Annotated in this window: 18 protein-coding genes, 1 pseudogene and 1 riboswitch; of the genes and pseudogenes, 7 read left to right on the top strand and 12 right to left on the bottom strand. The window is 66.0% G+C overall.

The genetic code is table 11. The features are described from left to right. The 9 genes and pseudogenes from QRM95_RS15015 to QRM95_RS14975 form a co-directional block, all read right to left on the bottom strand. Positions 1-791 (bottom strand): annotated as a pseudogene (locus tag QRM95_RS15015) (hypothetical protein); the annotation flags it as partial. Positions 792-882: 91 nt separating this feature from the next. Continuing rightward, positions 883-1,848, bottom strand: a complete 966-nt coding sequence (locus tag QRM95_RS15010; protein ID WP_285248334.1) for a hypothetical protein — start codon at positions 1,846-1,848, stop codon at positions 883-885. A gap of 110 nt (positions 1,849-1,958) precedes the next feature. Then, positions 1,959-3,029, bottom strand: coding sequence for a Gfo/Idh/MocA family protein (locus QRM95_RS15005; protein WP_285248333.1), 1,071 nt, complete (start codon positions 3,027-3,029; stop codon positions 1,959-1,961). Positions 3,030-3,148: 119 nt separating this feature from the next. After that, complete coding sequence (locus tag QRM95_RS15000; protein WP_285248332.1) at positions 3,149-3,856, bottom strand: ABC transporter ATP-binding protein; 708 nt, start codon at positions 3,854-3,856, stop codon at positions 3,149-3,151. Between the two features lie 2 nt (positions 3,857-3,858). Next, on the bottom strand, positions 3,859-5,301 hold the full coding sequence (locus tag QRM95_RS14995) for an ABC transporter permease (protein ID WP_285248331.1): 1,443 nt from the start codon (positions 5,299-5,301) through the stop codon (positions 3,859-3,861). Positions 5,302-5,502: 201 nt separating this feature from the next. Then, a complete protein-coding gene (locus QRM95_RS14990) occupies positions 5,503-6,597 on the bottom strand; it encodes a substrate-binding domain-containing protein (RefSeq protein WP_043424015.1) in 1,095 nt (364 codons plus the stop codon). A gap of 49 nt (positions 6,598-6,646) precedes the next feature. After that, positions 6,647-7,930 carry a multiple monosaccharide ABC transporter permease gene (gene mmsB, locus QRM95_RS14985; protein WP_285248330.1) on the bottom strand — a complete coding sequence of 428 codons (1,284 nt, stop codon included), beginning with the start codon at positions 7,928-7,930 and terminating at the stop codon, positions 6,647-6,649. A gap of 45 nt (positions 7,931-7,975) precedes the next feature. Next, the gene (gene mmsA / locus QRM95_RS14980) at positions 7,976-9,535 is read right to left on the bottom strand and encodes a multiple monosaccharide ABC transporter ATP-binding protein (RefSeq protein ID WP_018761951.1); all 1,560 of its coding nucleotides are present in this window, start codon (positions 9,533-9,535) and stop codon (positions 7,976-7,978) included. A 131-nt stretch (positions 9,536-9,666) separates the two neighbouring features. Next, complete coding sequence (locus QRM95_RS14975) at positions 9,667-10,857, bottom strand: ROK family transcriptional regulator (RefSeq protein ID WP_285248329.1); 1,191 nt, start codon at positions 10,855-10,857, stop codon at positions 9,667-9,669. 235 nt (positions 10,858-11,092) lie between these two features. Between QRM95_RS14975 and QRM95_RS14970 the strand changes: the two genes are divergently transcribed. Beyond that, a complete protein-coding gene (locus QRM95_RS14970) occupies positions 11,093-12,019 on the top strand; it encodes a nitrilase-related carbon-nitrogen hydrolase (protein ID WP_285248328.1) in 927 nt (308 codons plus the stop codon). Here QRM95_RS14970 and QRM95_RS14965 read toward each other — a convergent pair. Then, entirely contained in the window at positions 12,016-13,632 is a 1,617-nt protein-coding gene (locus QRM95_RS14965) for a PucR family transcriptional regulator (RefSeq protein ID WP_285248327.1), read from the bottom strand. The two genes, QRM95_RS14970 and QRM95_RS14965, sit on opposite strands and share 4 nt — an antisense overlap. A gap of 172 nt (positions 13,633-13,804) precedes the next feature. Between QRM95_RS14965 and QRM95_RS14960 the strand changes: the two genes are divergently transcribed. After that, positions 13,805-15,331 carry an amino acid permease gene (locus tag QRM95_RS14960; protein ID WP_502934973.1) on the top strand — a complete coding sequence of 509 codons (1,527 nt, stop codon included), beginning with the start codon at positions 13,805-13,807 and terminating at the stop codon, positions 15,329-15,331. Continuing rightward, on the top strand, positions 15,328-17,061 hold the full coding sequence (locus tag QRM95_RS14955; protein WP_285248326.1) for a flavin monoamine oxidase family protein: 1,734 nt from the start codon (positions 15,328-15,330) through the stop codon (positions 17,059-17,061). The genes QRM95_RS14960 and QRM95_RS14955 overlap by 4 nt, the downstream gene beginning before the upstream one ends. A 20-nt stretch (positions 17,062-17,081) precedes the next feature. Here the strand turns inward: QRM95_RS14955 and QRM95_RS14950 are convergent, their stop codons facing one another. Continuing rightward, entirely contained in the window at positions 17,082-17,600 is a 519-nt protein-coding gene (locus tag QRM95_RS14950) for a gamma carbonic anhydrase family protein (RefSeq protein ID WP_285248325.1), read from the bottom strand. A gap of 82 nt (positions 17,601-17,682) precedes the next feature. Then, the gene (purU, locus tag QRM95_RS14945; protein WP_285248324.1) at positions 17,683-18,543 is read right to left on the bottom strand and encodes a formyltetrahydrofolate deformylase; all 861 of its coding nucleotides are present in this window, start codon (positions 18,541-18,543) and stop codon (positions 17,683-17,685) included. Between the two features lie 43 nt (positions 18,544-18,586). Continuing rightward, a riboswitch (ZMP/ZTP riboswitch) is annotated at positions 18,587-18,672 on the top strand. Between the two features lie 146 nt (positions 18,673-18,818). Between purU and glyA the strand changes: the two genes are divergently transcribed. The 4 genes from glyA to QRM95_RS14925 all read left to right on the top strand — a co-directional run bounded on the left by glyA (position 18,819) and on the right by QRM95_RS14925 (position 22,623). After that, positions 18,819-20,117: a serine hydroxymethyltransferase gene (gene glyA / locus QRM95_RS14940; RefSeq protein ID WP_285248323.1), complete on the top strand. Its 1,299-nt coding sequence runs from the start codon at positions 18,819-18,821 to the stop codon at positions 20,115-20,117. 3 nt (positions 20,118-20,120) lie between these two features. Next, positions 20,121-21,023, top strand: coding sequence for a bifunctional methylenetetrahydrofolate dehydrogenase/methenyltetrahydrofolate cyclohydrolase (locus QRM95_RS14935; protein ID WP_285248322.1), 903 nt, complete (start codon positions 20,121-20,123; stop codon positions 21,021-21,023). 192 nt (positions 21,024-21,215) lie between these two features. Then, entirely contained in the window at positions 21,216-21,779 is a 564-nt protein-coding gene (locus tag QRM95_RS14930; RefSeq protein ID WP_285248321.1) for a hypothetical protein, read from the top strand. Between the two features lie 10 nt (positions 21,780-21,789). Continuing rightward, the gene (locus tag QRM95_RS14925; protein WP_285248320.1) at positions 21,790-22,623 is read left to right on the top strand and encodes an exodeoxyribonuclease III; all 834 of its coding nucleotides are present in this window, start codon (positions 21,790-21,792) and stop codon (positions 22,621-22,623) included. The last annotated feature ends 16 nt before the right edge of the window (positions 22,624-22,639 follow it).

Below are 22,639 nucleotides of genomic sequence, written 5' to 3'. Positions count from 1 at the left end.
CCGTTGGTGCCGAGGCCGAGGGTGACGTCGGCTGTGGTTGCCAGGTTGGTGGTGCTGGTTGTGGATGCGGGGGCGGTGGCGGTGCCGAGGTTTACGGCTGCGCCGAGGTCGGCGGTTGTGCCGTCCGTGGTCCCGGTGCCGTTGGTGCCGAGGCCGAGGGTGACGTCGGCTGTGGTTGCCAGGTTGGTGGTGCTGGTTGTGGATGCGGGGGCGGTGGCGGTGCCGAGGTTTACGGCTGCGCCGAGGTCGGCGGTTGTGCCGTCCGTGGTCCCGGTGCCGTTGGTGCCGAGGCCGAGGGTGACGTCGGCTGTGGTTGCCAGGTTGGTGGTGCCGGTTGCGGGGGCGGTGGCGGTGCCGAGGTTTACGGCTGCGCCGAGGTCGGCGGTTGTGCCGTCCGTGGTCCCGGTGCCGTTGGTGCCGAGGCCGAGGGTGACGTCGGCTGTGGTTGCCAGGTTGGTGGTGCCGGTTGCGGGGGCGGTGGCGGTGCCGAGGTTCACGGCTGCGCCGAGGCCGGCGGTTGTGCCTGCGGTGGTCCCGGGACCGGTCCCGTCGGTGGTGGTTCCAAGGTTGACGGCCACTTCGGCGGCGACGCCCGTTGAGCTGGACGGCGTTGGGTCACCCAGCAGGCCCAACGACGTCGACTGAGCGGGCGCCGCCGCCGAGATCAGGGCGGAGGCGGAAAGATCCGTCCCGCTGGTTGTGTCCGCCGCGTTGGCGGCAGCGCAGCCAAAGGCCAGAAGGCCGCCGGCGAAGAGGGTGCTAAGCAGCCCCCTGCGAAGGGTGCAGTTCATGATGGTGACTCCTGAATAGTTGATGTTGTTCGGGCGCTGATCAGCTGCCCGTAAAGCCACATGCTGCCCGTTAGAGGGCAGGCGGCCTCAACTAGTCAGGGGAGGAACCGGGGTCGAATGACACCGGCGCAGGGGCGTGCTCAAAGGTCTCACCGGCGGGAACAGTGCCGGGACGTTCAAAGCCAAAGTAGGCAGGGCTCAGCCATGCTGCGGCACTGGCTGGACCGCCGGATGATGCACCGCTGCCCGTGCCGGATGCCGGTCCGGCAGGAACCTGGGCACGCAGCGGTGCCGGATCGACGGGAAGGGGCTGTCCTGAGGCGGGCCCAGCAGGGACAGACATGCCAGCTTGCGGGGCAGGCGTGTTCGCCAAGGCGGCGCTGCGTACCGTCGCAAAGCCAGCGCTGCTGCTGCCGGACGGCGCCGTGGGCAACGCCTCTGCTCCCTGATCCGCTTCCGGGAGCATTCCCGGTACATCCGGAAGCGCTTCCAAGGCCTCGGGCCCAGCTGCGGGAACAGGAGCAACCACGGAAGGAAGATCTGCCAGCACGACGTCGACGGTCGGAGTGGGAAGCGGAAGCGGTGTTGCGGTGGCACCGGTCAGGAGATCAGCAACCGGTTCGAGTGCGGGTTCAAGTGCCGGGACGGCCTCGGCTGCAGGGGCTGCAATAACCTCCGTCACCCCGGTCGCTAGCTGGTCGGCCATGCCACCAATTGGAGTGGAGACAGCGGAAACGCTTCCCGTCGGAACCAGCTGGTCCACAACGGGAACCGTGGAAATGATGGTGTCCCCAGCCTCGGATACCGGTGCTGCCACCGTCCGCACCAGTCCGGATGTTGCAGCAGGTCCGTCCGGAGAGGCCACCGGGGATGCCGGATTCGCAAGATCGTGGGTCAGTGCTGAAACTGAGCCGGTCACGTTGCCGAGCAGGGGCGGGGTGCCAGGACCGGAGTCGGCTGACGCTGTGGCTGACGACAGCGTCAGCCACATGACTGCGGCCGCTCCGGCGAGAAGCGCAGGGCGCAGGGCACCCCATGGCGAACTCCTTCGAGCCATGCGTACCACCCCCCAGTGACCGGCGCAATCGATGCTGCCTACAGGGTAGGACCGGAGGTTCCGGGAAGTCTAGGGGCGGGCACAAACAATCTTGAACTCCGCCCCAGGGCTTAGCGGTTGTCGTTCGGGTAGGTGACGCCCAGCTGCGCGCGAACGCCGTCGAACAGCCGCATGGTGTTCAGTGAATCCTCCAGTGGCATCACCGGGCTCTCCGTGAGCCCCTGTTGGACGCACCTCATCACTTCGCGCAGCTCGTAAGTGTAGCCCTTTCCGACGACGTCGAACGTTTCCGTCCGGCGGTTCTCCCACCCGTTGGCGATGATGAGTTCACGCGGACTGTTGATTGATCCGACGCTCTGCAGGAAACCCAGGCTTCCGGCAACAGTGGCGGTACGGGGCCCATGCGCCAGCAGCGATGAGGTGAGCTGGACCTGGGCCGCGTGGCTGTAGCCGAGGGTCATCGCGTTTTGGGCGTCCACGCCGTCGTCGTTCACGAATCCGGTGGCGCTCACGGTCTGCGGGAAGCCGAGGGTTCCCAGAGCCCAGAGAAGCGGATAAACCGACAGGTCCAGCAGCGCACCGCCGCCGTCTTCGCGCGCCCAGAGCCGGGCGGTGGGGGAGTACGGTGCAGGAAAGCCGAGGTCGGCGCTGATCCAGTGGATGTCGCCCAGTTCACCCGATGCAGCAATTTCGAAAGCCCGCTGCATTGACGGCAGGAACCGGCTCCAGACCGCTTCCATCAAGAAGAGCTTGTGTTTGCGGGCAACGTCGATGAGTTCGGCCGCTTCCCGGGCGTTGATGGTGAAGGCTTTTTCGCACAGCACGTGTTTGCCGGCGTTAAGGGCGGCGAGGACAATCTCGTGGTGCTGCGCGTGCGGCGTTGCGACGTAGACGACGTCCACGGCGTCATCGGCGAGTAGCCGCTGGTAGCCGGGAACGCCGTCGTCGTCCCCGTAGGCTTTCTCAAAATCGTAGGCGACGGCGAACGCGTCCGCCGAGTCCTGGGCCCGGGAACTGACCGCGTAGAGCCGGGCGTCCTGGAGCAACGCAAGATCCTGAGAGACGGCGCGGGCAATGCTGCCCGTTGCGATGATTCCCCAGCGCAGGGGCGTTCCGGTGGCGGAGCGGGGGTCCTGGTCAGGCTGGCCGGTCAGCCATGGCGTGGCGATGGGAGCAGTCATAGTTGCCATCCTGTCACAGCGCCGCAGGGTGGGGGAGTGCACCGCCACGAAGGATGACGGCAACAGCACAATGGGGCCCAAGGCGGGGCGCGGTGCCCCGCCTTGAGCCCCGGACGCCCTCAGGCAGACGCGGAGACGGCGGACCGGCCGCGGACGGGTTCCTCCGTCAGCTTGCCCTGCTGGAGCCGGAAACGGCGGTCGGTCTTGTTGGCTAGGGCGCGGTCGTGCGTCACCACCAGGATGGTGGTGTTGTGGTCCCGGCTCAGCGAACTGAGGAGCTCGATGATGTGGTCGCCGGTTTGCTCGTCCAGGTTCCCGGTGGGCTCGTCGGCCAGGATCAGCTTGGGTTCGTTGGCCAGGGCCCGGGCAATGGCCACACGCTGCTGCTCGCCGCCGGAGAGCCTGTTGATGCGCCGCTCATGCTTGGAAGGATCCAGCTGGACCTGCTCCAGCAAATCCTTGGCCCGCTGCAGCCGGGCTGCCTTGCGCATGCCGGCGAACTCCATGGGCAGCATGACGTTGTCAACGGCCGACAAGTTGGGGATCAGGTTGAACTGCTGGAAGACGAAACCGATATCGCGCCGGCGGTACTCGGTCAGCTTGGCGTCGGGCATCCTGGCGAGGCTGACCCCGTTGACCAGCACATCACCGCTGGTGGGCTTGTCCAGCGCGCCCAGGAGGGACAGCAGGGTGCTCTTGCCACTGCCGCTCTTGCCAACGATCGAGGCAAGGGTTCCTTGTTCGAGGACAAAGCTGACATCGTTGACCGGCTTGATGGTGCGGTCACCGGAGTTGAAAGTACGGACCAGGTTCTTGACTTCAATCATGGCTATTCTCCTCGCAGGACTTCGATGGGACGGATACGCGCCGTGAGCAGCGCGGGAACCAGGGCACCGACGATGGCGACGCCGAACACGGCCGCAACACCGCCGGCGATGACTCCCGGCGATGCGCTGGCGGTCACGGAGTTCAACAGCTGGGAGGCGCCACCCAGGGGACCGCCCTGGCCAGGGAAGCCGCCGCCCCCGCCCGGGAATCCGCGGCCGCTGGTTGTGGCGGCGGTCGTGGTGGTGTTGCTGCTGATGAGGGCAGAGGCAATGCCGCCGCTGGCGAATGATGCGATGCCGGCACCCACTGCGCTGCCCAGCGCGGCGAGGACCAGAGCTTCCAGCACGAACTGCAGTCCGATGGTGCGGTTGGGTGCACCGATGGCCTTCAGCACGCCGATCTCGCGGCGGCGCTCGCGGACCAGCATCACCATGATGAGCAGGATGATCAGGCCTGCCGTGCCAAGGGCGGCGATGAATGCGATCAGGGAAATGTTCTTGACGCTGTCCAGGGAGCTGACCGCCGTCTGCAGGTTCTGGCCTTGGGTGACGTCAGCCTTGTCGGTGCCGAGAGCCGATTGCAGCGCTGTCTTGGTGGAGGCCACATTGTCCATCGAGTTGACCGTGACAATCATGCTGGACAGCTCATTGGGCGTCCCGGCCAGGGTTTGTGCAGTAGGCAGTGTCACGTATACGGCGTTGTTGCCGAACGCGGTGCCTGCGTCGAACAATCCGGCCACCGTGTAGGCCTGGTCATTGATGGTGAAGGTGGAACCGATTGTGAGGTTGTTCTTCTCAGCCAGTGTGGTGCCGAGCAGCGCGCTGGTCGACGCGGTTGAGTAATCGCCGAGCCCGGAGCCCTGCGTGATGTTCAGGGCCTTGCCCGTGGTGTCCACCTCTGCTCCGATCCCCGTGGCAGTGATGGGCAGGGACCTCACGGCTTGGGTGCCTCCGGTGGAACTGGTGGAACCGGTGGTTCCGTTGGCCTGCTGGTTGCGGTTGCCCAGCGTTCCGGCGTCAACCGCAGCGGTCAGGCTGGTGGTCAAGGTGGTTGCCGTCTGGCCGCCGGGGCCGCCCTGCCCGCCTCCGGGACCTGCCTGGCCCGTCTGGCCTGCGGCTGCCTGCGCTGCGGCTTCAGCGGCATTGCGGAGGCGGAGTGATGAGGTCCCGACGACGGCACTGACGTTGGGTACGGCGGCCGCGGCGGCTGCCTGGTCGGCGGTGAGGGGCTCCCCGCCGCCTTCAAAGCCTTGGCCGCCGGCCGGGTTGACAGTCAGGACGGTGCCCACGGAGGCGTTCAGCTCCTGGACTTTGGCTCCGACCGCCTGGTTGGCCACCAGCATGGCCAGGGCCAGTCCAATGGCGACGGCAAGCACCGCGACAACAGCTGCGGTGCGGACCTTGTTTCTGAAGGCATTGCCTACGCTTCGGGCAAGGACGCTCACGTTACTCCTATGACTCAGGTGCCGGCGCGGGGGGCCGGCTTCGCCTCAACACTCGCCGGGCATGCTGTGCAGGAATCCGGCCGCGCCTGTGTTTGTGCTGTGAAGGCTGTTACTGCTGAGCAAGGACGCAGGAAAGCCCGGCCCCACGAAGGGACCGGGCTTTCCTGTAGCCGGTTTTATACGCCGGCTGTTGCACGGGTGCTACTTGGTGATCGGGCCGAGTACGGGGTCGTCCGTGTAGGCCGTCTTCACGTTGGCGGAGGTCACGATGACCGGCTCCAGCAGGTAGGCGGGTACAACCTTGTTGCCGTTGTTGTAGGACTTGTCGTCGTTGACCTCAGGCTTCTTGCCGGCCTGCAGGTCCTTGACCATGGTGATTGCGTGCTCAACGAGCTTGCGGGTGTCCTTGTTGATGGTGGAGTACTGCTCGCCGGCGAGGATGGACTTGACCGACTCAACCTCGGAGTCCTGGCCGGTGACCACCGGGATCGGCTTGCCTGCGGCCTTGACGGAGGTCAGGATCGCGCGGGCCAGGGTGTCGTTGGGGGACAGGACGCCGTCAACGTTGGCGCTGCTGTAGCTGCCGCTGAGCAGGGTGTCCATGCGGCGCTGGGCGTTCTCAGCCTTCCAGCCCTGGGTGACGGCCTGCTCGAAGCTGGCCTGTCCGGAGACAACCTTGAGGGTGCCGTCGTCGATCTTGGGCTTCAGGACGCTCATGGCGCCGTCGAAGAACACCTTGGCGTTGGCATCGTCCGGTGAACCCGCGAACAGTTCGATGTTGTAGGGGCCGGACGGCTTCTTGGCCTTGAGGCCGTCCAGCAGGGCCTGGCCCTGGAGAACGCCGACCTTGAAGTTGTCATACGCCACGTAGTAGTCCACGTTGGCGGTGTTCAGCAGAAGGCGGTCGTAGGCGATGATGGTGGCGCCTGCGTCCTTTGCCTGCTTGAGCTGGGTACCCAGCTGGGAGCCGTCGATGGCGCCCACGATGATGACCTTGGCACCCTTGGTGACCATGGCGCTGATCTGGTTCTGCTGCTCGGAAACGCCGCCGTTGGCGAACTGGACGTCAGCCTTGAACCCTGCGCCGTTCAGGCCGTCGTTGAACAGCTTCTCGGCCAGGACCCAGTTCTCACTGGTCTTCTGCGGAAGCGCGACGCCGATGGAGGAGTTCTGGTCGAATCCCGCGGCACCGCTGCTGGAACCACCGGAGGGTTCCGAGCGTCCACAGCCCGTCAGCGCCAGTGCTGCGATGGCAGCAACCGCTGCGGCCTTCCCTGCTTTACCAAACATTCGCATTGTTGGTTCTCTTTCTTTGTGTGATGGAACAGTATTCAGGCTGCAAACTTCAGGCTTCCCTGGCGATCGCTTCCTTGGTGGAGGTTGTTTCGTCAGGCTGGATGGGGCCGCTGGGGCCGGCGGTGTTGCGGTTCATGTTCCGGGTCAACATACCGATGATGGACCGCTTGCCTTGCGACTTGTTGTAGACGTCGAAGGCGACGGCGATCAGGAGGACCAGGCCCTTGATGATCTGGGTGAGGTCGGCGCCGACGCCCAGGAGCTGCAGGCCGTTGTTGAGCACGGCCATGACCAGGCCACCGATGATGGAGCCGACCACGGTACCCACGCCGCCGGTCACTGCCGCGCCGCCGATGAAGACAGCGGCGATGGCGTCCAGTTCCCAGCCGACACCGTCAAAGGGGCCGGACGCGGTGGAGCGGCCCACGAAGATCATGCCGGCCAGGCCGGCCAGGATGGACATGTTCATCATGACCAGGAAGTTGACCTTCTTGGACTGGACGCCGGACAGTTCGGCTGCGTGGCGGTTGCCACCGACAGCGTAGACGTGGCGGCCAACGACGGTGCGCGAGGAGATGAAGCCGTAGATCAGGACCAGGACGGCCAGGATCAGGCCGGGGATGGGGAAGGATGTGCCCGGCCGGCCCGTGGCGAACAAGTACGTGGCGTAAAGGATGGCGGCGCAGACCAGCACCAGCTTCACCACGGTCACCCACATTTCGGGGACGCCGGCGCCCAGCGCCTTGGCGCGTGCCCGGGCACGCAGTTCGCCTACGACGACGAAGACCGCAACGGCGATGCCCATCAGGAGTGTCAGGTTGTTGAACCCGGTGTCCGGTCCTACCTCGGGAAGGTAACCGGAGCCGAGGTACTGGAAGTCTTCCGGGACGGGAATGGTGTTGGACTTGCCAACGAACTGGTTGAAGCCGCGGAACAGGAGCATGCCGGCCAGGGTGACGATGAAGGCAGGAATGCCCACATACGCAGTCCACAGGCCTTGCCAGGCTCCGATCAGGGCTCCGAGCAGCAGGCCCAGGAGCACGCCCGCATACCAGGGGATTCCCCAGTCGCGGATGGCCAGGGCGACGCTGACCCCGACAAATGCCGCGACCGAACCCACGGAGAGATCGATGTGGCCGGCAATAATCACCAAGACCATACCGATCGCCAGGATCAGGATGTAGGAGTTGCCGTTGAAGAGGTTGATGACGTTGCCGGGAGTGAGGGTGCGGCCGTCGGTGAAGATCTGGAAGAAAATGATCAGCGCAACCAGGGCGAAGATCATGCCGAATTGGCGGGTGTTGCCGCCAAACAGCTTTTTGAGGGCGTTCATGGTGTCAGTCCTTGTGTCCGGAAGGTTCTGGGGTTTGCCAGAAGGTCAGGCGGCTTTTCGGGTAGCGGAGGTCATCAGTTTCATCAGGCTTTCCTGGCTGGCCTCGTCTTTGGTCAGGACACCGGTGATGGCGCCTTCGAAGATGGTGTAGATGCGGTCGGACAGGCCCAGGAGCTCGGGTAGCTCCGAGGAGATAACGATGACGCCCTTGCCCTGGTTGGCGAGCTGCTGGATGATGCCGTAGATCTCATACTTGGCGCCGACGTCGATGCCTCGCGTGGGCTCGTCGAGGATCAGCAGGTCCGGGTCCGTGAACATCCACTTGGCAAGGACCACCTTCTGCTGGTTGCCGCCCGAGAGCTTGGCGACGCCTTCTTCGACGGAGGGCGTCTTGGTCCGCAGCGATTTGCGGTACTGCTCCGCGACCGTGAATTCCTGGTTGGCGTCCACCACGAAGTTGTGGCTGATCTTGCGCAGGTTCGCCGCCACGGTGGTGGTCTTGATGTCGTCCAGGAGGTTCAGGCCCAGCGACTTTCGGTCCTCGGTGACGTAGCCCAGTCCGGCGTCGATGGCCTGCCGGACGTTCTTGAGGACCACTTCCTTGCCATCCTTGTAGATGTGGCCGTCGATGAAGCGGCCGTAGGACCGGCCGAACACCGAGCGGGCCAGTTCCGTGCGCCCGGCACCCATAAGCCCGGCGAAGCCGACGATTTCGCCACGGCGGACGAAGAAGTTCGAGCCCTTGCAGACCAGGCGGTCCTGGATGGCCGGATGGCCAACAGTCCAGTCCTTGACCTCGAAGAACACCTCTCCGATCTTGGGTGTGTGGTCCGGGAACCGGGATTCCAGTGTCCGGCCCACCATGCCCTTGATGATCCGGTCCTCGTCCACGCCGTCCTTCTTAACGTCCAGCGTCTCGATTGACTTGCCGTCGCGGATGATGGTGATCGAATCGGCCACCTGCTCAATCTCGTTGAGCTTGTGCGAAATGATGATCGAGGTGATGCCCTTCGCCTTCAGGCCCAGCATCAAATCCAGCAGATGCTGGGAGTCGGATTCGTTGAGGGCTGCAGTGGGCTCGTCCAGGATCAGGATCTTCACGGACTTGTTCAACGCCTTGGCGATTTCCACCAGTTGCTGCTTGCCGACGCCGATTTCCTTGATGGGGGTGTCCGGGTCATCCCGGAGGCCCACCCGCGCCAGCAGGTCCAGGGACCGCAGCCGGGCCTCGGCCCAGTCGATGACGCCCCGCTTGGTGGGCTCGTTGCCCAGGAAGATGTTCTCCATGATGGACAGCTCGGGGATCAGTGCCAGTTCCTGGTGGATGATGACAATACCGGCGTGCTCGCTGGCCCTGATGTCTTTGAACTGCTGGACCTGGCCCTGGTACACGATGTCGCCGTCGTAGCTGCCGTAGGGGTACACGCCCGAGAGGACCTTCATGAGGGTGGACTTGCCGGCGCCGTTTTCGCCGCAGATGGCGTGGATTTCGCCGGCCCTGACCCGGAGGCTCACATTCGACAAGGCTTTAACGCCGGGGAATTCCTTGGTGATGGACCGCATCTCGAGGATGATCGGATCCGTATGCGTGGTCTGGGACGTCATGAGCCCTAACCCTCCAATGCAATGACTTCTTTGTCCGGCCGGCAAAGCGCAGGGCCGTCTGAACCAAAAGTAAACTGGATCACAGCTGTTGTCGTCAAGTCTTTAACGCAATTGCCGGATAACGAAATGGTCTACGAGCGTCGGATACCCGCATGCTGGAACACCAAAGCGGCCGCCCCCAAGGCCTCGGCGCGATCGCCCAGCGAGGACATGGCCAAGGTGGTTGTCTCGCCGATCACCGGGACGGCATGCCGGATCAGCCCCCTGCGGATAGGGTCCAGCAGGATGTCGCCCAGGCCTGCCAGCGGACCGCCCACCACGATCACTTCGGGGTTGATCAGGTTGGCCACATTGCCCAGGGCGCGCCCCACCGCCAAGCCTGCGTCGTCCACCACGCGGAGGGTTGCCGAGTCCCGGTTCAAGGCCTTCCTGACGATGTCGGCCGGCGTCAACGGCCGGTCCTCGCCGCGGCTCAGGAGCTCGATCATGGTGGTGGTGGACGCGATTGTTTCCAGGCATCCGCGGTTCCCGCACCGGCACACCAGCCCCTGCTCGTGGATGGTGGCATGGCCGATTTCGCCGGTGATTCCCACGTTGCCGTAGTACGGCGCGCCGTTGAGGATCAGGCCGGCACCGATACCCGAACCGATCTTCAGGAACAGCAGGTTGCTGACCCCCGAATGCTGCCCCCAGGTGACTTCTGACCACGCGCCCAGATTCGCGTCGTTGTCCACAAACACGGGGATTCTCAAGGTTTCCTCAAGATGCTGCAGGATGTTGATGCCCACCCATTCGGGAAGGATTGCCCCTTGCGCGACAGTGCCGGTCCGCCGGTCGATCGGGCCTGGAATTCCGACGCCGGCGCCCACCATGTAGCTGCGTTCCACGCCGCTTTCCCGGAGCAGCTTCTCCAGCAGTTCCACCGCCGCCTGGATACCGTCGTCCGCCTGATGGCCCAGCGGGAGCATCACGGACTCTTCGGCAATGACGTGGTAGCTGAGGGAAGCCAGGACCACCCGCAGGTGCCGGCGGCCAAAATCGATGCCGACCGCAACGGCACCATTGCTGTTGAGCCGCACGTTCAATGCCCGGCGGCCGGAACTGGTAATCGGTTCGGTGGAGGCCAAGCCGGAATCGAGCATGATCTTGACGATGTTCGAGACGGTGGCAGTGGAGAGCCCTGTCTGCCGGGCGAGCTCCGCCTGCGTGGACGGACCCCCCATAAGGGCCTCAATGATCCGCTGCTGGTTCAGCTGCCGCAGGGCTGACTGCGAGCCGGGATTCTTGGGCTTGCTCCTCGTTGAGCGCGTGGTTGCGGACATGCTAAGAAGATTGCCCTATCGTTCCTCTTGTAGTCAAGAAGTTAACGCATGACGACGGGCGGGTGTCCAGTGAACGCGCCCGATCGCTGCCGCGAGCCGCCCGTGGGCGTTCCGTCCCGCAGCAGGGATGGACGGGTCCAAACGACCCGTCACCTTCCACGCGGCGCTGGCTAGTCTGGAGGAGTGAACAGTCCGGCCCGTCCAGTCACCATGGGCAGGCATACAGAAGGTGGTAATGATGCTGCTGTCCGTCCTGCAGGCAAACGCCGCGGTCCTGGACGTTGAGGCGAATCTCCGGACCATTGATGAGGCTGCCAACCAGGCCGCCCGCGCCGGCGCAGGCCTGCTCCTGACGCCGGAGCTGTTTCCGGTGGGCTACGCCCCGCTGCGGCTGCGCAGCGAACTGGACCCGGCAACCCTTCCCGCACTCCGCGAAAGCCTCGCCGGAATTGCCCGCCGCAACGGGATTGGCCTCGTCTACAGTCTCCCGGCCGAAGCTGCCGTCGCCGCCGACGCGGCCGAAGCTGCCGGTGCCGCCGGTCCCGCCGACGAAGGGGGCGACGGCTCCCGGGACATGGACCGTGCGGGCGGCCACGGCTGGCACATTTCCGCGTCCCTGGTGGACGCCTCCGGCGCGGAACTTCTTCGCTACGCCAAAGTGCACCTCTTCGGCGACGAGGAACGCACGGCGTTCGTCCCGGCCGGCGAGCCACCCGCCGTCGTCGACTTCCTCGGCATCCGCACCTCACTGCTGATCTGCTACGACATCGAATTCCCCGAAGCTGCGAGGGCCGCAGCCGCGCGCGGCGCGGAACTGCTGCTGGTGCCCACCGCCTTGTCCGAAGGCTACGGGGCGGTGCCCCAGGTCCTTGTCCGCGCCCGCGCGCTGGAAAGCCAGCTCAACGTGGCCTACGCCAACCACTGTGGCGCCGAGGATTCCTACACGTTCGGCGGGGGAAGTGTTGTGGCGGGGCCAGATGGCGGCCTGCTGGCCGCGGCGGGCAACGCTCCGGAACTGCTGTTCGCCACGGTGGGCACGGAGGCCGTCCGCGCCGCCAGGGACGACGTGCCGTACCTGAGGGAGCGCCGGCCGGAGCTGTACCGCGAGTGGGAGGCCCGGCTTGCGCCCGGCCCGGCCCGGCCCGCGGGTCACCTGGCCTAGCTGCTGCCCGCCGTCGGGCCCGCCAACGCGTCCGCGTACTGCAGTGCAATCCACAGCTCTGCCCGCACCTGCGCCTGGTTCAAGTCCATCCCGAGGAGGTCACCAAGGACCCCTACCTGGCGCCGCACGCTGTTCCGGTGAAGTCCCAGCAGCTTGGCGGAGCCGTCCCAGCTGCCGTTCTCGGTGAGCCAGCCGCGCAGCACCGCCAGCAGCGGATCGCGCCGGTCCGGTTCCAGGGACAGCACCGGATGAAGGAGCCGTTCCGCCAGCATGGTCCCTGCTTCGCGGCCCAGCAACCCCGCCACCGTCCATTGAACCTCGTCGGCGCGCACGCTTAGCCCGCTTCTCTGCACGCGGCTCCGCAGGGAACTCGCATCCTGGTAGGCGGCGGCAAGGCCGGTGAGTTCGGTGGATTCGCCGACCACCAGGCGCCACCCGAGCTTTTCGACCTCGGCGAGCAGGGAGTCGTCCACCTTCAACCGGGTCACTGCAGCGAATCCGTAATCTGTGATTTCCACCAGCTTGGTATCGAACAGTCGGCGCCACTGCAGGAGCTCCCGGACCGGGCTGTCCCCGGCAGGCCACTCCGGGGCGTCCATCTTGATGCCCTGCACCACGCGCATGGACGCGGACCGGGTGGAGGACAGGCTTTGCGCCATCAGGTCCCGGAGTGCGTTCAGGTGCCTGGCGCTCCCGCTGGTGAGGCTTTCGGGGTGCAGCAGGACAGCCGTAGCCAATTGGCTGGGTGCCAGCGAACCGCTGGTGCGCTGCCGCACCAGCAGTTCGAGGAGCCCGACGGCGGACTGGACCACGTTGTTCTGCGCCGGCGTCAACGGTACAGCTGAACCCAGGACCAGTGCGCCCAGGTTTGCGTCCTTGGTGCTGCGCAGCGGATGGCCAACCACCAAGGCCGAGCCGGGCAGGTCAAACCCGTCCATTTCCACCCGGGGGCCGCTGCCGGAGAACAACCGTTTGAGCATGGGGTCCAGCAGGGAAAGTTCGACGGCGGGGCTGCCGCCGCCACTGGCGCCGCGGGCCCGGACCCGGCCGTCCGCTCCCACCATCACGGCCCAGACGGGCACGCGCTGCACCAGTGCCGCCAACAGTTCGTGTTCCGGCCTGGGGGAGAGGACTGCGCGCATCAACTGCCGGTTGGTCTCCGCCAGCTGCCGGAAGACCCGCGCAGTGTCGGATTCCAGAAGCTGGGAAAATTGAAGGCCGATTGCCGCGAACGGGAGGGATTCCGGTACTTCGAACAAGGTGAGGTTGTGGCGCCGGCACGCGTCGATGACCACGTCCGGGACGGCATCGAAGTAGGGCCTGATTCCGAATCCCAAGGCCGCTACCTTGGCGTCCACCAACCGCCGGACATACGCGTCCACGCGGGCGGGCTCCCCGCCGTTGCCCAGGAAGGGAAGCCCCGCGGTCAACAGGAACTCACCCTCGGGCAGGTAGGGCGTTGGATCCTCCAGCTCACTGGGCTCCACCCAGCGCAGCAGCCGGTCGCCGCTGCCGCCGTCGTGGAGCATCTTCAACAGCGGCGGCAGTTGGGCGAGGAACTGCTGGAGCGTGACGAAGCTCAGCCGCCCGGCGGCTGCGGGCTCAGTGGGCATGGCGGACCGGGGCGGCGGAGCGGCCCGCACGGACCGCGGTTGGCCCGTGGTGGCGGTGTGCAGATAGTCTCATGGTTGGCAACTATAGGTCATATTGCACCGCCCTGAGAGTTGGCTCACATGCCAACCTTGGGGAGGGGAAACCGAAAACTACTCTGAAGGGACGTCAACGGTGACTGTGCCTGTGACCACCGAAAAACCCACTGCGCCGGGTGCCACCCGGCCCCGCCTGGCAGACCAGCTCCTCCGCCGCAAACCAATCGGCCAGATGGTCAGCGAAGCCGGAAGCGGCGAGGGCGGCACTGCGCTGGTCCGCAGCTTCGGCGTCCTCCACCTAACCATGATCAGTGTTGGCGCCACACTCGGGACCGGGATCCTGGTGATCCTTGGCGAGTCGGTGCCGCTGGCCGGGCCGGCCATCTGGATCTCGTTCGTCATTGCCGGCCTGGCCGCGCTCCTCTCCGCGGTGTCGTATGCCGAAATGGCCGGCCTGGTTCCGGTAGCGGGCTCCAGCTATTCCTACTCCTACGCCACCATGGGCGAGGGCATGGCGTGGATCTGCGGGTGGTGCCTTGTCCTCGAGTACGCCGTTTCCGTGGCCGCAGTAGCCGTAGGTGCCGGCCAGTACGTCAATGAAGCGCTGGCCGCGTTTGGGCAGGTACTGCCGGATGCGATGTCCCAGCCTCCCGGCGACGGCGGACTGGTGAACATCCCGGCGATGGCCATCGTGGTCCTGGCCATGGTCCTGCTGGTCCGCGGTGCCCGGGAAAGCGCCTGGATCAACACAGCCGTGGTGATCATCAAGATCGGCATCCTGCTCTTCTTCTGCGCCGTTGCCTTTACCGCCTTCAATGCGGGCAACTTCGAACCGCTCCTGCCCATGGGCGCCGCCGGTGTTTCCGCAGCTGCCTCGCGGGTGTTCTTCTCCTACATCGGCTTCGACGCAGCCTCCACCGCCGGCGAAGAGGCCCGAAACCCCAAGCGCGATCTTCCCCGGGCCATCCTGCTTTCCATGGTGATCGTCACCAGCGTCTACGTCCTCGTGGCGGTTGCCGCCATCGGCGCCCGGCCCTGGGGCTGGTTCGACGGTACCGAGGCCGCCCTCGTCCAGATCCTGGAGGAGACCACCCACCAGCCATGGATCGCGCTGGTCTTCTCGATCGGCGCCGTCCTGGCCATCGCCAGCATCGTCCTCACCGTGCTGTACGGCCAGACGCGCATCCTGCTCTCGATGTCCCGGGACGGCCTGGTGCCAAGGGTCTTCGGTCGCGTCTCCGCCCGGACCGGCACCCCTGCCGCCGGAACGCTCATCGTGGGAACCGCCGTCGCCCTGACCGCAGGACTCGTGCCGCTCGGCGCGCTGGCGGACGCCACCAGCATCGGAACGCTGTTCGCCTTCGCGCTGGTCAACGTCGCCGTCATCTACCTGCGGCGCAACCGCCCGGACCTGGAGCGCAGCTTCCGGGTGCCGCTGTACCCGGTCACGCCCGTGCTGGGAACGCTCATGTGCGCCTACCTCATGGCGAACCTCGGCGCCGATACCTGGGTGGTCTTCGGCGCCTGGATGCTCGTGGGGATTGCCATTTACTTCGGCTATGGACGCCGAAACTCGAAGGTAGCGGCCCTGAGCGAGCTCGACTACCGTGAACTGACCGCCAAGGCCCCGCGCCAGGAACCTGTGAAAGCAGAACACTCATGACCACCGCCACCGAACTGCCGGCCTTTGATCCCTCCAGCACCTCCACCCGGCCGGACACAGCAACCGGGCAGGGCCCCGACGGCCGGGCGCCCATCACCATGCTGAACCCCGATTTCCCCTTCAGCTACGACCACTACCTCGCCCACCCGGACGGCATGGGCTCCGTCCCGCCGGAGCTCTACGGCACCGAAGTGGCCGTCATCGGAGCCGGGCTCTCCGGCCTGGTGACTGCCTATGAGCTGATGAAACTCGGCCTGCGCCCGGTGGTCTACGAGGCAGACCAGATCGGCGGCCGGCTCCGCACCGCCGCCTTCCCCGCAGCTCCCGGAGTGGTGGCAGACCTCGGCGGTATGCGGTTCCCGGTCTCGGGCAAGGCCTTCTACCACTACGTTGACCTGCTGGGCCTGGAGACCTGTGAGTTCCCCAACCCACTGGCCGAGGCCACCTCCAGCACCGTGATCGAGCTGGCAGGCAAGAAGCACTACGCGGAAAAGCCGGGCGACCTTCCACCCTTCTTCCGCGAGGTCGCCGACGCCTGGAAAGCGGCCGTCAACGACGGCGCCAAGTTCACCGACATGCAGGACGCCATCCGCTCACGCGACACGGCCCGGATCAAGGAACTGTGGAACGAACTGCTCCCGCTGATGGATGAGCAGACCTTCTACGGATTCATTGCCGCGAGCGATTCGTTCAAGCAGGCAGGCTTCGCCCACCGGGAGGCTTTCGGCCAGGTGGGGTTCGGCACGGGCGGCTGGGACACGGACTTCCCCAACTCCATCCTGGAAATCCTCCGCGTGGTCTACACCGACGCCGACGACCAGCACCGGTTCATCCGCGGAGGAGCGCAACGGCTACCCGAGGCACTCTGGCAGCACGCGCCGTCGGACCTGGTCCACTGGCCCGCCGGCACCTCCCTTGCTTCGCTCCACTCCGGCTCGCCCCGCGGCGCTGTGGGGAAGATCAGCCGCGATCTGGACGGAAACCTGCGGATCCGTGAACGCTGGGGCCGCGAGGCCAGCTACCCCGCCGTGGTGAGCACCTGCCAGTCGTGGCTGCTGTCCACCCGCATCCACACCGAGGAAGCATTGTTCCCGGCTGAGCTGTGGACCGCCATGGAGCGCTCGCACTACATGCAGTCGTCCAAGACGTTCGTCATGGTGGACCGGCCGTTCTGGAAGGACACCGACCCGGACACCGGCCACGAAGTCCTGTCCATGACCCTGACGGACCGGCTGAACCGCGCCACCTACCTGCTGGACAACGGCCCGGACCAGCCCGCCGTGATCCTGTTGTCCTACACCTGGAACGACGACGCCCTGAAATGGCTTGCCCTGGACGCGGACGAACGTGTGGAGCTGATGCTCCACTCACTGGAACAGATCTACCCCGGCGTGGACATCGCCGGGCACATTGTGGGGCAGCCCATTACCGTGTCCTGGGAAGCGGACCCCAACTTCATGGGCGCCTTCAAAGCCAACCTGCCCGGGCACTACCGCTACCAGCAGCGGCTGTTCACGCACTTCAAGCAGGACGCGCTGCCCGAATCCCAGCGCGGCATCTTCCTGGCCGGCGACGACGTCTCTTTCACGGCCGGCTGGGCCGAAGGCGCCGTTACCACTGGCCTGAACGCCGTATGGGGCGTGGTTAACCACCTGGGTGGGTCATCCTCGCCCGGCAACCCGGGCCCGGGTGACCTGCTGGACGACCTGGGCCCCATCAGCCTGGACTAACGTCCCCGGCGCGTCGAAACCTACTGGTGGATCTCGCGGTGTTGTGCCGCGAGCTCCACGTACCGGGCAGCGTTGGCGCGCACGCCGTCGAACTCTTCCTCGGTCAGTTCGCGGCGCACCTTGGCGGGCACCCCGGCAATCAGGGAGCGCGGCGGAACCACGGTTCCTTCCAGGACGACGGCGCCGGCCGCCACCAGCGAGCCGGCGCCGATCACGGCGCCGTTGAGGACGGTGGCGCCCATGCCGATCAGGCAGTCGTCCTCCACCGTGCAGCCATGCACGACGGCGGCGTGCCCCACGCTGACCCGCTCGCCCACCGTGCAGGGGAAACCGGGATCGGCGTGCAGCACCACGTTGTCCTGCAGGTTGCTGCCGGCGCCCACGGTGATGGCCGCGGTATCGGCGCGCACGGAAACCCCGTAGAACGCGCTGGAATCCGCGGCCAGGGTGGCGTTGCCGATGATCGACGCCGACGGGGCAATAAATGCTGATTCATGGACGGCCGGGGATTTGCCGCCGAAAGGGTAAAGGGGAGCCATGGCTTCACCCTAAGCCACGCCCGCGCCCAACTGGGTGGCAGTAGATGTCGTTTTGGCGCCCCAAAACGACATCTACTGCGAGCTAGTTGAACACCACGGTCCGGTTGCCGTCCAGCAGCACCCGGTGCTCGGCATGCCACTGCACGGCCTGGGCCAGGGTCCGCCCCTCCACGTCACGGCCCATCTGGACGAACTGCTGTGCCGTGCGGGCGTGATCCACCCTGATGACTTCCTGCTCGATGATCGGCCCCTCGTCCAGGGCGGCGGTCACGTAGTGGGCGGTGGCGCCGATCAGCTTCACGCCGCGCGCGTGGGCCTGGTGGTACGGCTTGGCGCCCTTGAAGGACGGCAGGAACGAGTGGTGGATGTTGATGGCCTTGCCGGTCAGCTCGGTGCAGAGGTCGTCGGACAGGATCTGCATGTAACGGGCCAGGACCGTCAGTTCAATGCCGTGTTCGGCGATGATGCCACGAAGCTTGTCTTCCGCCTGCACCTTGGTGTCCTTGGTGACCGGGATGTAATGGAACGGGATGCCGTAGAACTCCGCGAGTCCGGCCAGGTCCCGGTGGTTTGACACGATGGCGGGGATCTCGATGGGCAGGGTCCCGGAACGCTGCTGGAAGAGAAGGTCGTTGAGGCAGTGGGCGGCGGTACTGGCAAGCACCAGGGTGCGCACCTTGTCGCCGACCGTGTTCAGGCTCCACTGCATGGAGAAGGCCTCCGCCACCGGCTCAAGGGCCGCCCGCAGTTCGGACTTGGCGGCGGGTGTGGTGACCTCTACGCGCATGAAGAAGTTGCCGGTTGAGGGGCTGCCGTACTGCTGTGAATCAGTAATGTTGCACCCCGCCACCAGCAGTGCGCCGGCCACCGCGTGGACGATTCCGGGACGGTCCGGGCAGGACAGGGTTACCACGTACGCTTGGTTCAGCAGCTGTTCATTCACGCGTAATAGCCTACCCGCGCGGCGGACGGTGCTTTTGGTAGGCTGGAGTGGTCGCAACTGGCGTTGGGTGGCTAACCACCAGGGAGCGGCAATCACGAAGACCACGGATCGTACGCCTGGGCCGAGGGTCATGTTTTGCCGGTTGTGGGCTGCCTTGCGTCAGCGCAGCAGCACCATGCCCAGTGCTTCCACGCGGTGTCATCAACGCGGTGCGGGGGCACGCCAGCCGGTAGCCTGACCTAAGCAGTGCCCGTATCCCTAGCCAGGAGTTCTTCGTGACTACTACAGCCACCTCAACCACAGCCGTCAGCAACCAGCCGCTGGCAGAGCTCGACCCCGAAATCGCCGCAGTCCTGGACCAGGAGCTTGGCCGCCAGCGCGGCACCCTGGAAATGATTGCCTCCGAGAACTTCGCGCCCCGCGCCGTGATGGAAGCCCAGGGCTCCGTCCTTACCAACAAGTACGCCGAAGGCTACCCGGGCCGCCGCTACTACGGCGGCTGCGAGTACGTCGACGTCGCCGAGCAACTGGCCATCGACAGGGTCAAGGCCTTGTTCGATGCGGAGTACGCCAACGTCCAGCCGCACTCCGGTGCCCAGGCCAACGCCGCTGCCCTCTCCGCCATGATCACCCCGGGCGACAAGATCCTGGGCCTGTCCCTGGCACACGGCGGCCACCTGACCCACGGCATGAAGCTGAACTTCTCCGGCAAGCTGTACCAGGTTGCCGCGTACCAGGTCGAGGAAGACAACTTCCGCATCGACATGGACAAGCTGCGTGAGCAGGCCATCGCCGAGAAGCCGCAGGTCATCATCGCCGGCTGGTCCGCCTACCCCCGCCACCTGGACTTCGCCGCGTTCCGCTCCATCGCCGATGAAGTGGGTGCGCTGCTCTGGACCGACATGGCACACTTCGCGGGCCTGGTTGCCGCCGGACTGCACCCCAGCCCGGTGCCGCACTCCGACGTCGTCACCTCCACCGTGCACAAGACCCTCGCCGGTCCCCGCTCCGGTGTGATCCTGGCGAAGGAACAGTGGGCCAAGAAGCTGAACTCCAACGTCTTCCCGGGCCAGCAGGGCGGCCCGCTCATGCACGTCATCGCCGCCAAGGCCGTTGCCTTCAAGATCGCCGGCACCCAGGAATTCAAGGAGCGCCAGGAGCGCGTCCTCGAAGGTGCCAGGATTATCGCCGACCGGCTGAACCAGGCCGATGTCGCCGAGGCAGGCGTCTCCGTCCTCACCGGCGGCACCGACGTCCACCTGGTACTGGTTGACCTGCGCAACTCCCAGCTGGACGGCCAGCAGGCAGAAGACCTCCTGCACTCCGTGGGCATCACCGTCAACCGCAACGCCGTGCCCTTCGACCCCCGCCCGCCGATGGTCACCTCCGGCCTGCGCATCGGTACCCCGGCCCTGGCCACCCGCGGCTTCGGCGCTGCAGAGTTCACCGAGGTCGCCGAGATCATCGCCACCGCCCTCAAGGCAGGCAACAGCGCCGACGTCGAGGCCCTGCAGTCCCGCGTTGACAAGCTGGCAGCCGATTTCCCGCTCTACCCGCAGCACGAGCAGTGGTGACCAATGACTGAAACCACCACCGCGCAGATCCTTGACGGCAAGGCCACCGCCGCTGCCATCAAAGCCGAGCTGACTGACCGCGTGGCCGCACTCAAGGCCAAGGGCGTCATTCCGGGGATCGCCACCGTTCTGGTCGGGGCGGATCCGGCCTCGCAGCTGTATGTGTCCATGAAGCACAAGCAATCTGCGCAGATCGGGATGAACTCCATCCAGCGCGAACTTCCCGCGGACGCCACCCAGGAGCAGGTGGAGGCCCTCATTGACGAACTCAATGCGGACCCGACCTGCCACGGGTACATTGTGCAGCTGCCGCTGCCCAAACACCTGGATACCGACGCGATCCTGGAACGCATCGATCCCGCCAAGGACGCCGACGGGCTGCACCCCACCAACCTCGGCCGGTTGGTGCTGAACGTCAACCACAAGATCACCACGCCGCTGCCGTGCACGCCCCGCGGCGTCATCGAGCTCCTTGAGCGCAACGGGTACAGCCTGGCGGGCAAGCATGTTGTGGTGGTGGGCCGCGGCGTCACGATCGGCCGGTCGATCGGCCTGCTGCTGACCCGCCGGGACGTCAACGCCACTGTGACCCTGACCCACACCGGCACCACGAACCTCTCGGAACTGCTCCGGCAGGCGGACGTGATCGTGGGTGCTGCCGGCGTCAAGCACATCGTCAAGGCGGCGGACGTCAAGCCGGGCGCCGCGTTGCTGGACGTCGGGGTTACCCGCGAGACGGATCCGGAGACAGGCAAGAGCCGCGTGTACGGCGACATCGATCCCGCCGCTGCCGAGGTGGCCGGCTGGATCTCGCCGAACCCCGGCGGCGTCGGACCCATGACCGTGGCGCTGCTGATGACCAACGTGGTTGAGGCGGCAGAACGCGCAGCCGGCATCGCGCAGTAGTCCCGCCACCGGGCGCACGACGGCGGCATGGCACCTTTCGCAGGGAAGGCGCCGTGCCGCCGTCGGCCGTTAACGAAACTGCCGGCGTCCTGCCACTTGCGCGCCGCCGGAGCCTGTTCCGGGGGGAGTGCCCCTGTTCGCCGGGGGTGGAAGAGGGCCGGAGCACTGCCGGCCATTTGAGACAATGGCTGCATGCGAACTTTGGGCAGCTCACCGTCATCCTCCAAACCCGCCAGGGGCGGCTTTTCGATGTTCCGCATCAGCGGGCCGGGCCTGATGGTCCTGGTAACGGCGTTCATCGTGGCCGTCCTCTTTGCGGCAAACCAGAACGACGTCGTGGGTTGGGTTGTTGCCATCATTGCCGGCTTCTGGCTGGCCTTGGCTGCGTTCGTGGTCTTCAGCATTCAACGGGCCGCCAGGAAGGCGGGGGCAAAGCTCACCGAGGCGCAGAGCGCCTTCAACACTGCCACCGGCCGCGCTCCCGCGCCCGCTTCCGCCGATCACGGCGGAACCCGTGTGATCTACGAACGCTCCGAAGCCGACGAAGTACGTGACCTCAAGCTTGACCACTCCTTCAAGATCGTCCAGGTGCAGGTCCGCGTGGTGGAAGAGGAGCGCGCCAAGGGTGCGGCCGCCAACCAGGACACCATCAACCGCGCCCTGGAGACCATCGAGATCACAGCCACCAACGCCCGGGACATGATCAAGTCCTCCGGCGGCAGCGGAGAGCCGGTCGCCGGAACCATCATCGACTAGAGTGGAGCGGGTGAGCTCGGCATTGAACAAGGACCACCTTCGCATCGCATCCGTCAACGTAAACGGCCTCCGGGCTGCCTACAAGAACGGCATGGCGGCATGGCTTGAGCCGCGGGACGTGGACATTCTCTGCCTGCAGGAGGTACGCGCCCCTGACGCGATCGTCCGGCAGCTGCTCGGGGACGACTGGCATATCCTGCACGCCGAAGCGGAAGCGAAAGGCCGTGCCGGCGTCGCCATCGCGTCCCGGCAGGAACCCCTCGCCACCAGGAACGGCATCGGCGACGACTACTTTGCCACGGCCGGGCGCTGGGTGGAGGCCGACTTCCGGTACCCGGACGCCGCCGGGAACCGCGTTCAACTCACCGTAGCCAGCGCCTACGTGCATTCGGGCGAGGTGGGGACGCCAAAGCAGGACGACAAATTCCGTTTCCTGGACGCCATGGCCACCCGGCTGCCGGAGCTGGCTAAGCACAGCGACCATGCGCTCGTGGTGGGAGACCTGAACGTCGCCCACACTCCGTTCGATATCCGGAACGCCAAGGGCAACGTGAAAAAGGCCGGGTTCCTGCCGGCGGAACGCGAGTACTTTGACCGTTTCCTGGGCGGGGAAATCGGCTGGCACGACGTCCACCGAAACCTGTCCGGCGAGATGGACGGGCCCTACACCTGGTGGTCCCAGCGCGGAAAAGCCTTCGACAACGACACCGGCTGGCGCATCGACTACCACCTGGCCACGCCCGGGCTGGCGGCCGGCGCCCTGTCCGCCGTCGTCGACCGCGCCGCCTCTTGGGACACCCGCTTCTCCGACCACGCCCCGCTGGTAGTGGACTACCAGCTCTAAGCCCGAAAGTTCTTCG

The sequence above is a fragment of the Pseudarthrobacter sp. efr-133-R2A-89 genome (genome assembly GCF_030209315.1).
In the GTDB taxonomy this organism is placed as follows: Bacteria; Actinomycetota; Actinomycetes; order Actinomycetales; family Micrococcaceae; genus Arthrobacter.
This window is presented reverse-complemented; position numbering and strand designations above follow the sequence as displayed.

What these genes read in the sequence shown, in the direction of transcription:
- QRM95_RS15005 (WP_285248333.1), bottom strand. Translation starts at nt 3,029, where the DNA reads ATGACTGCTCCCATCGCCACGCCATGGCTGACCGGCCAGCCTGACCAG.
- mmsA (WP_018761951.1), bottom strand. Translation starts at nt 9,535, where the DNA reads ATGACGTCCCAGACCACGCATACGGATCCGATCATCCTCGAGATGCGG.
- QRM95_RS14990 (WP_043424015.1), bottom strand. Translation starts at nt 6,597, where the DNA reads ATGCGAATGTTTGGTAAAGCAGGGAAGGCCGCAGCGGTTGCTGCCATC.
- QRM95_RS14930 (WP_285248321.1), top strand. Translation starts at nt 21,216, where the DNA reads ATGCGAACTTTGGGCAGCTCACCGTCATCCTCCAAACCCGCCAGGGGC.
- QRM95_RS14970 (WP_285248328.1), top strand. Translation starts at nt 11,093, where the DNA reads ATGATGCTGCTGTCCGTCCTGCAGGCAAACGCCGCGGTCCTGGACGTT.
- QRM95_RS14965 (WP_285248327.1), bottom strand. Translation starts at nt 13,632, where the DNA reads ATGCCCACTGAGCCCGCAGCCGCCGGGCGGCTGAGCTTCGTCACGCTC.
- QRM95_RS15010 (WP_285248334.1), bottom strand. Translation starts at nt 1,848, where the DNA reads ATGGCTCGAAGGAGTTCGCCATGGGGTGCCCTGCGCCCTGCGCTTCTC.
- QRM95_RS15000 (WP_285248332.1), bottom strand. Translation starts at nt 3,856, where the DNA reads ATGATTGAAGTCAAGAACCTGGTCCGTACTTTCAACTCCGGTGACCGC.
- QRM95_RS14935 (WP_285248322.1), top strand. Translation starts at nt 20,121, where the DNA reads ATGACTGAAACCACCACCGCGCAGATCCTTGACGGCAAGGCCACCGCC.
- QRM95_RS14975 (WP_285248329.1), bottom strand. Translation starts at nt 10,857, where the DNA reads ATGTCCGCAACCACGCGCTCAACGAGGAGCAAGCCCAAGAATCCCGGC.
- QRM95_RS14955 (WP_285248326.1), top strand. Translation starts at nt 15,328, where the DNA reads ATGACCACCGCCACCGAACTGCCGGCCTTTGATCCCTCCAGCACCTCC.
- QRM95_RS14950 (WP_285248325.1), bottom strand. Translation starts at nt 17,600, where the DNA reads ATGGCTCCCCTTTACCCTTTCGGCGGCAAATCCCCGGCCGTCCATGAA.
- mmsB (WP_285248330.1), bottom strand. Translation starts at nt 7,930, where the DNA reads ATGAACGCCCTCAAAAAGCTGTTTGGCGGCAACACCCGCCAATTCGGC.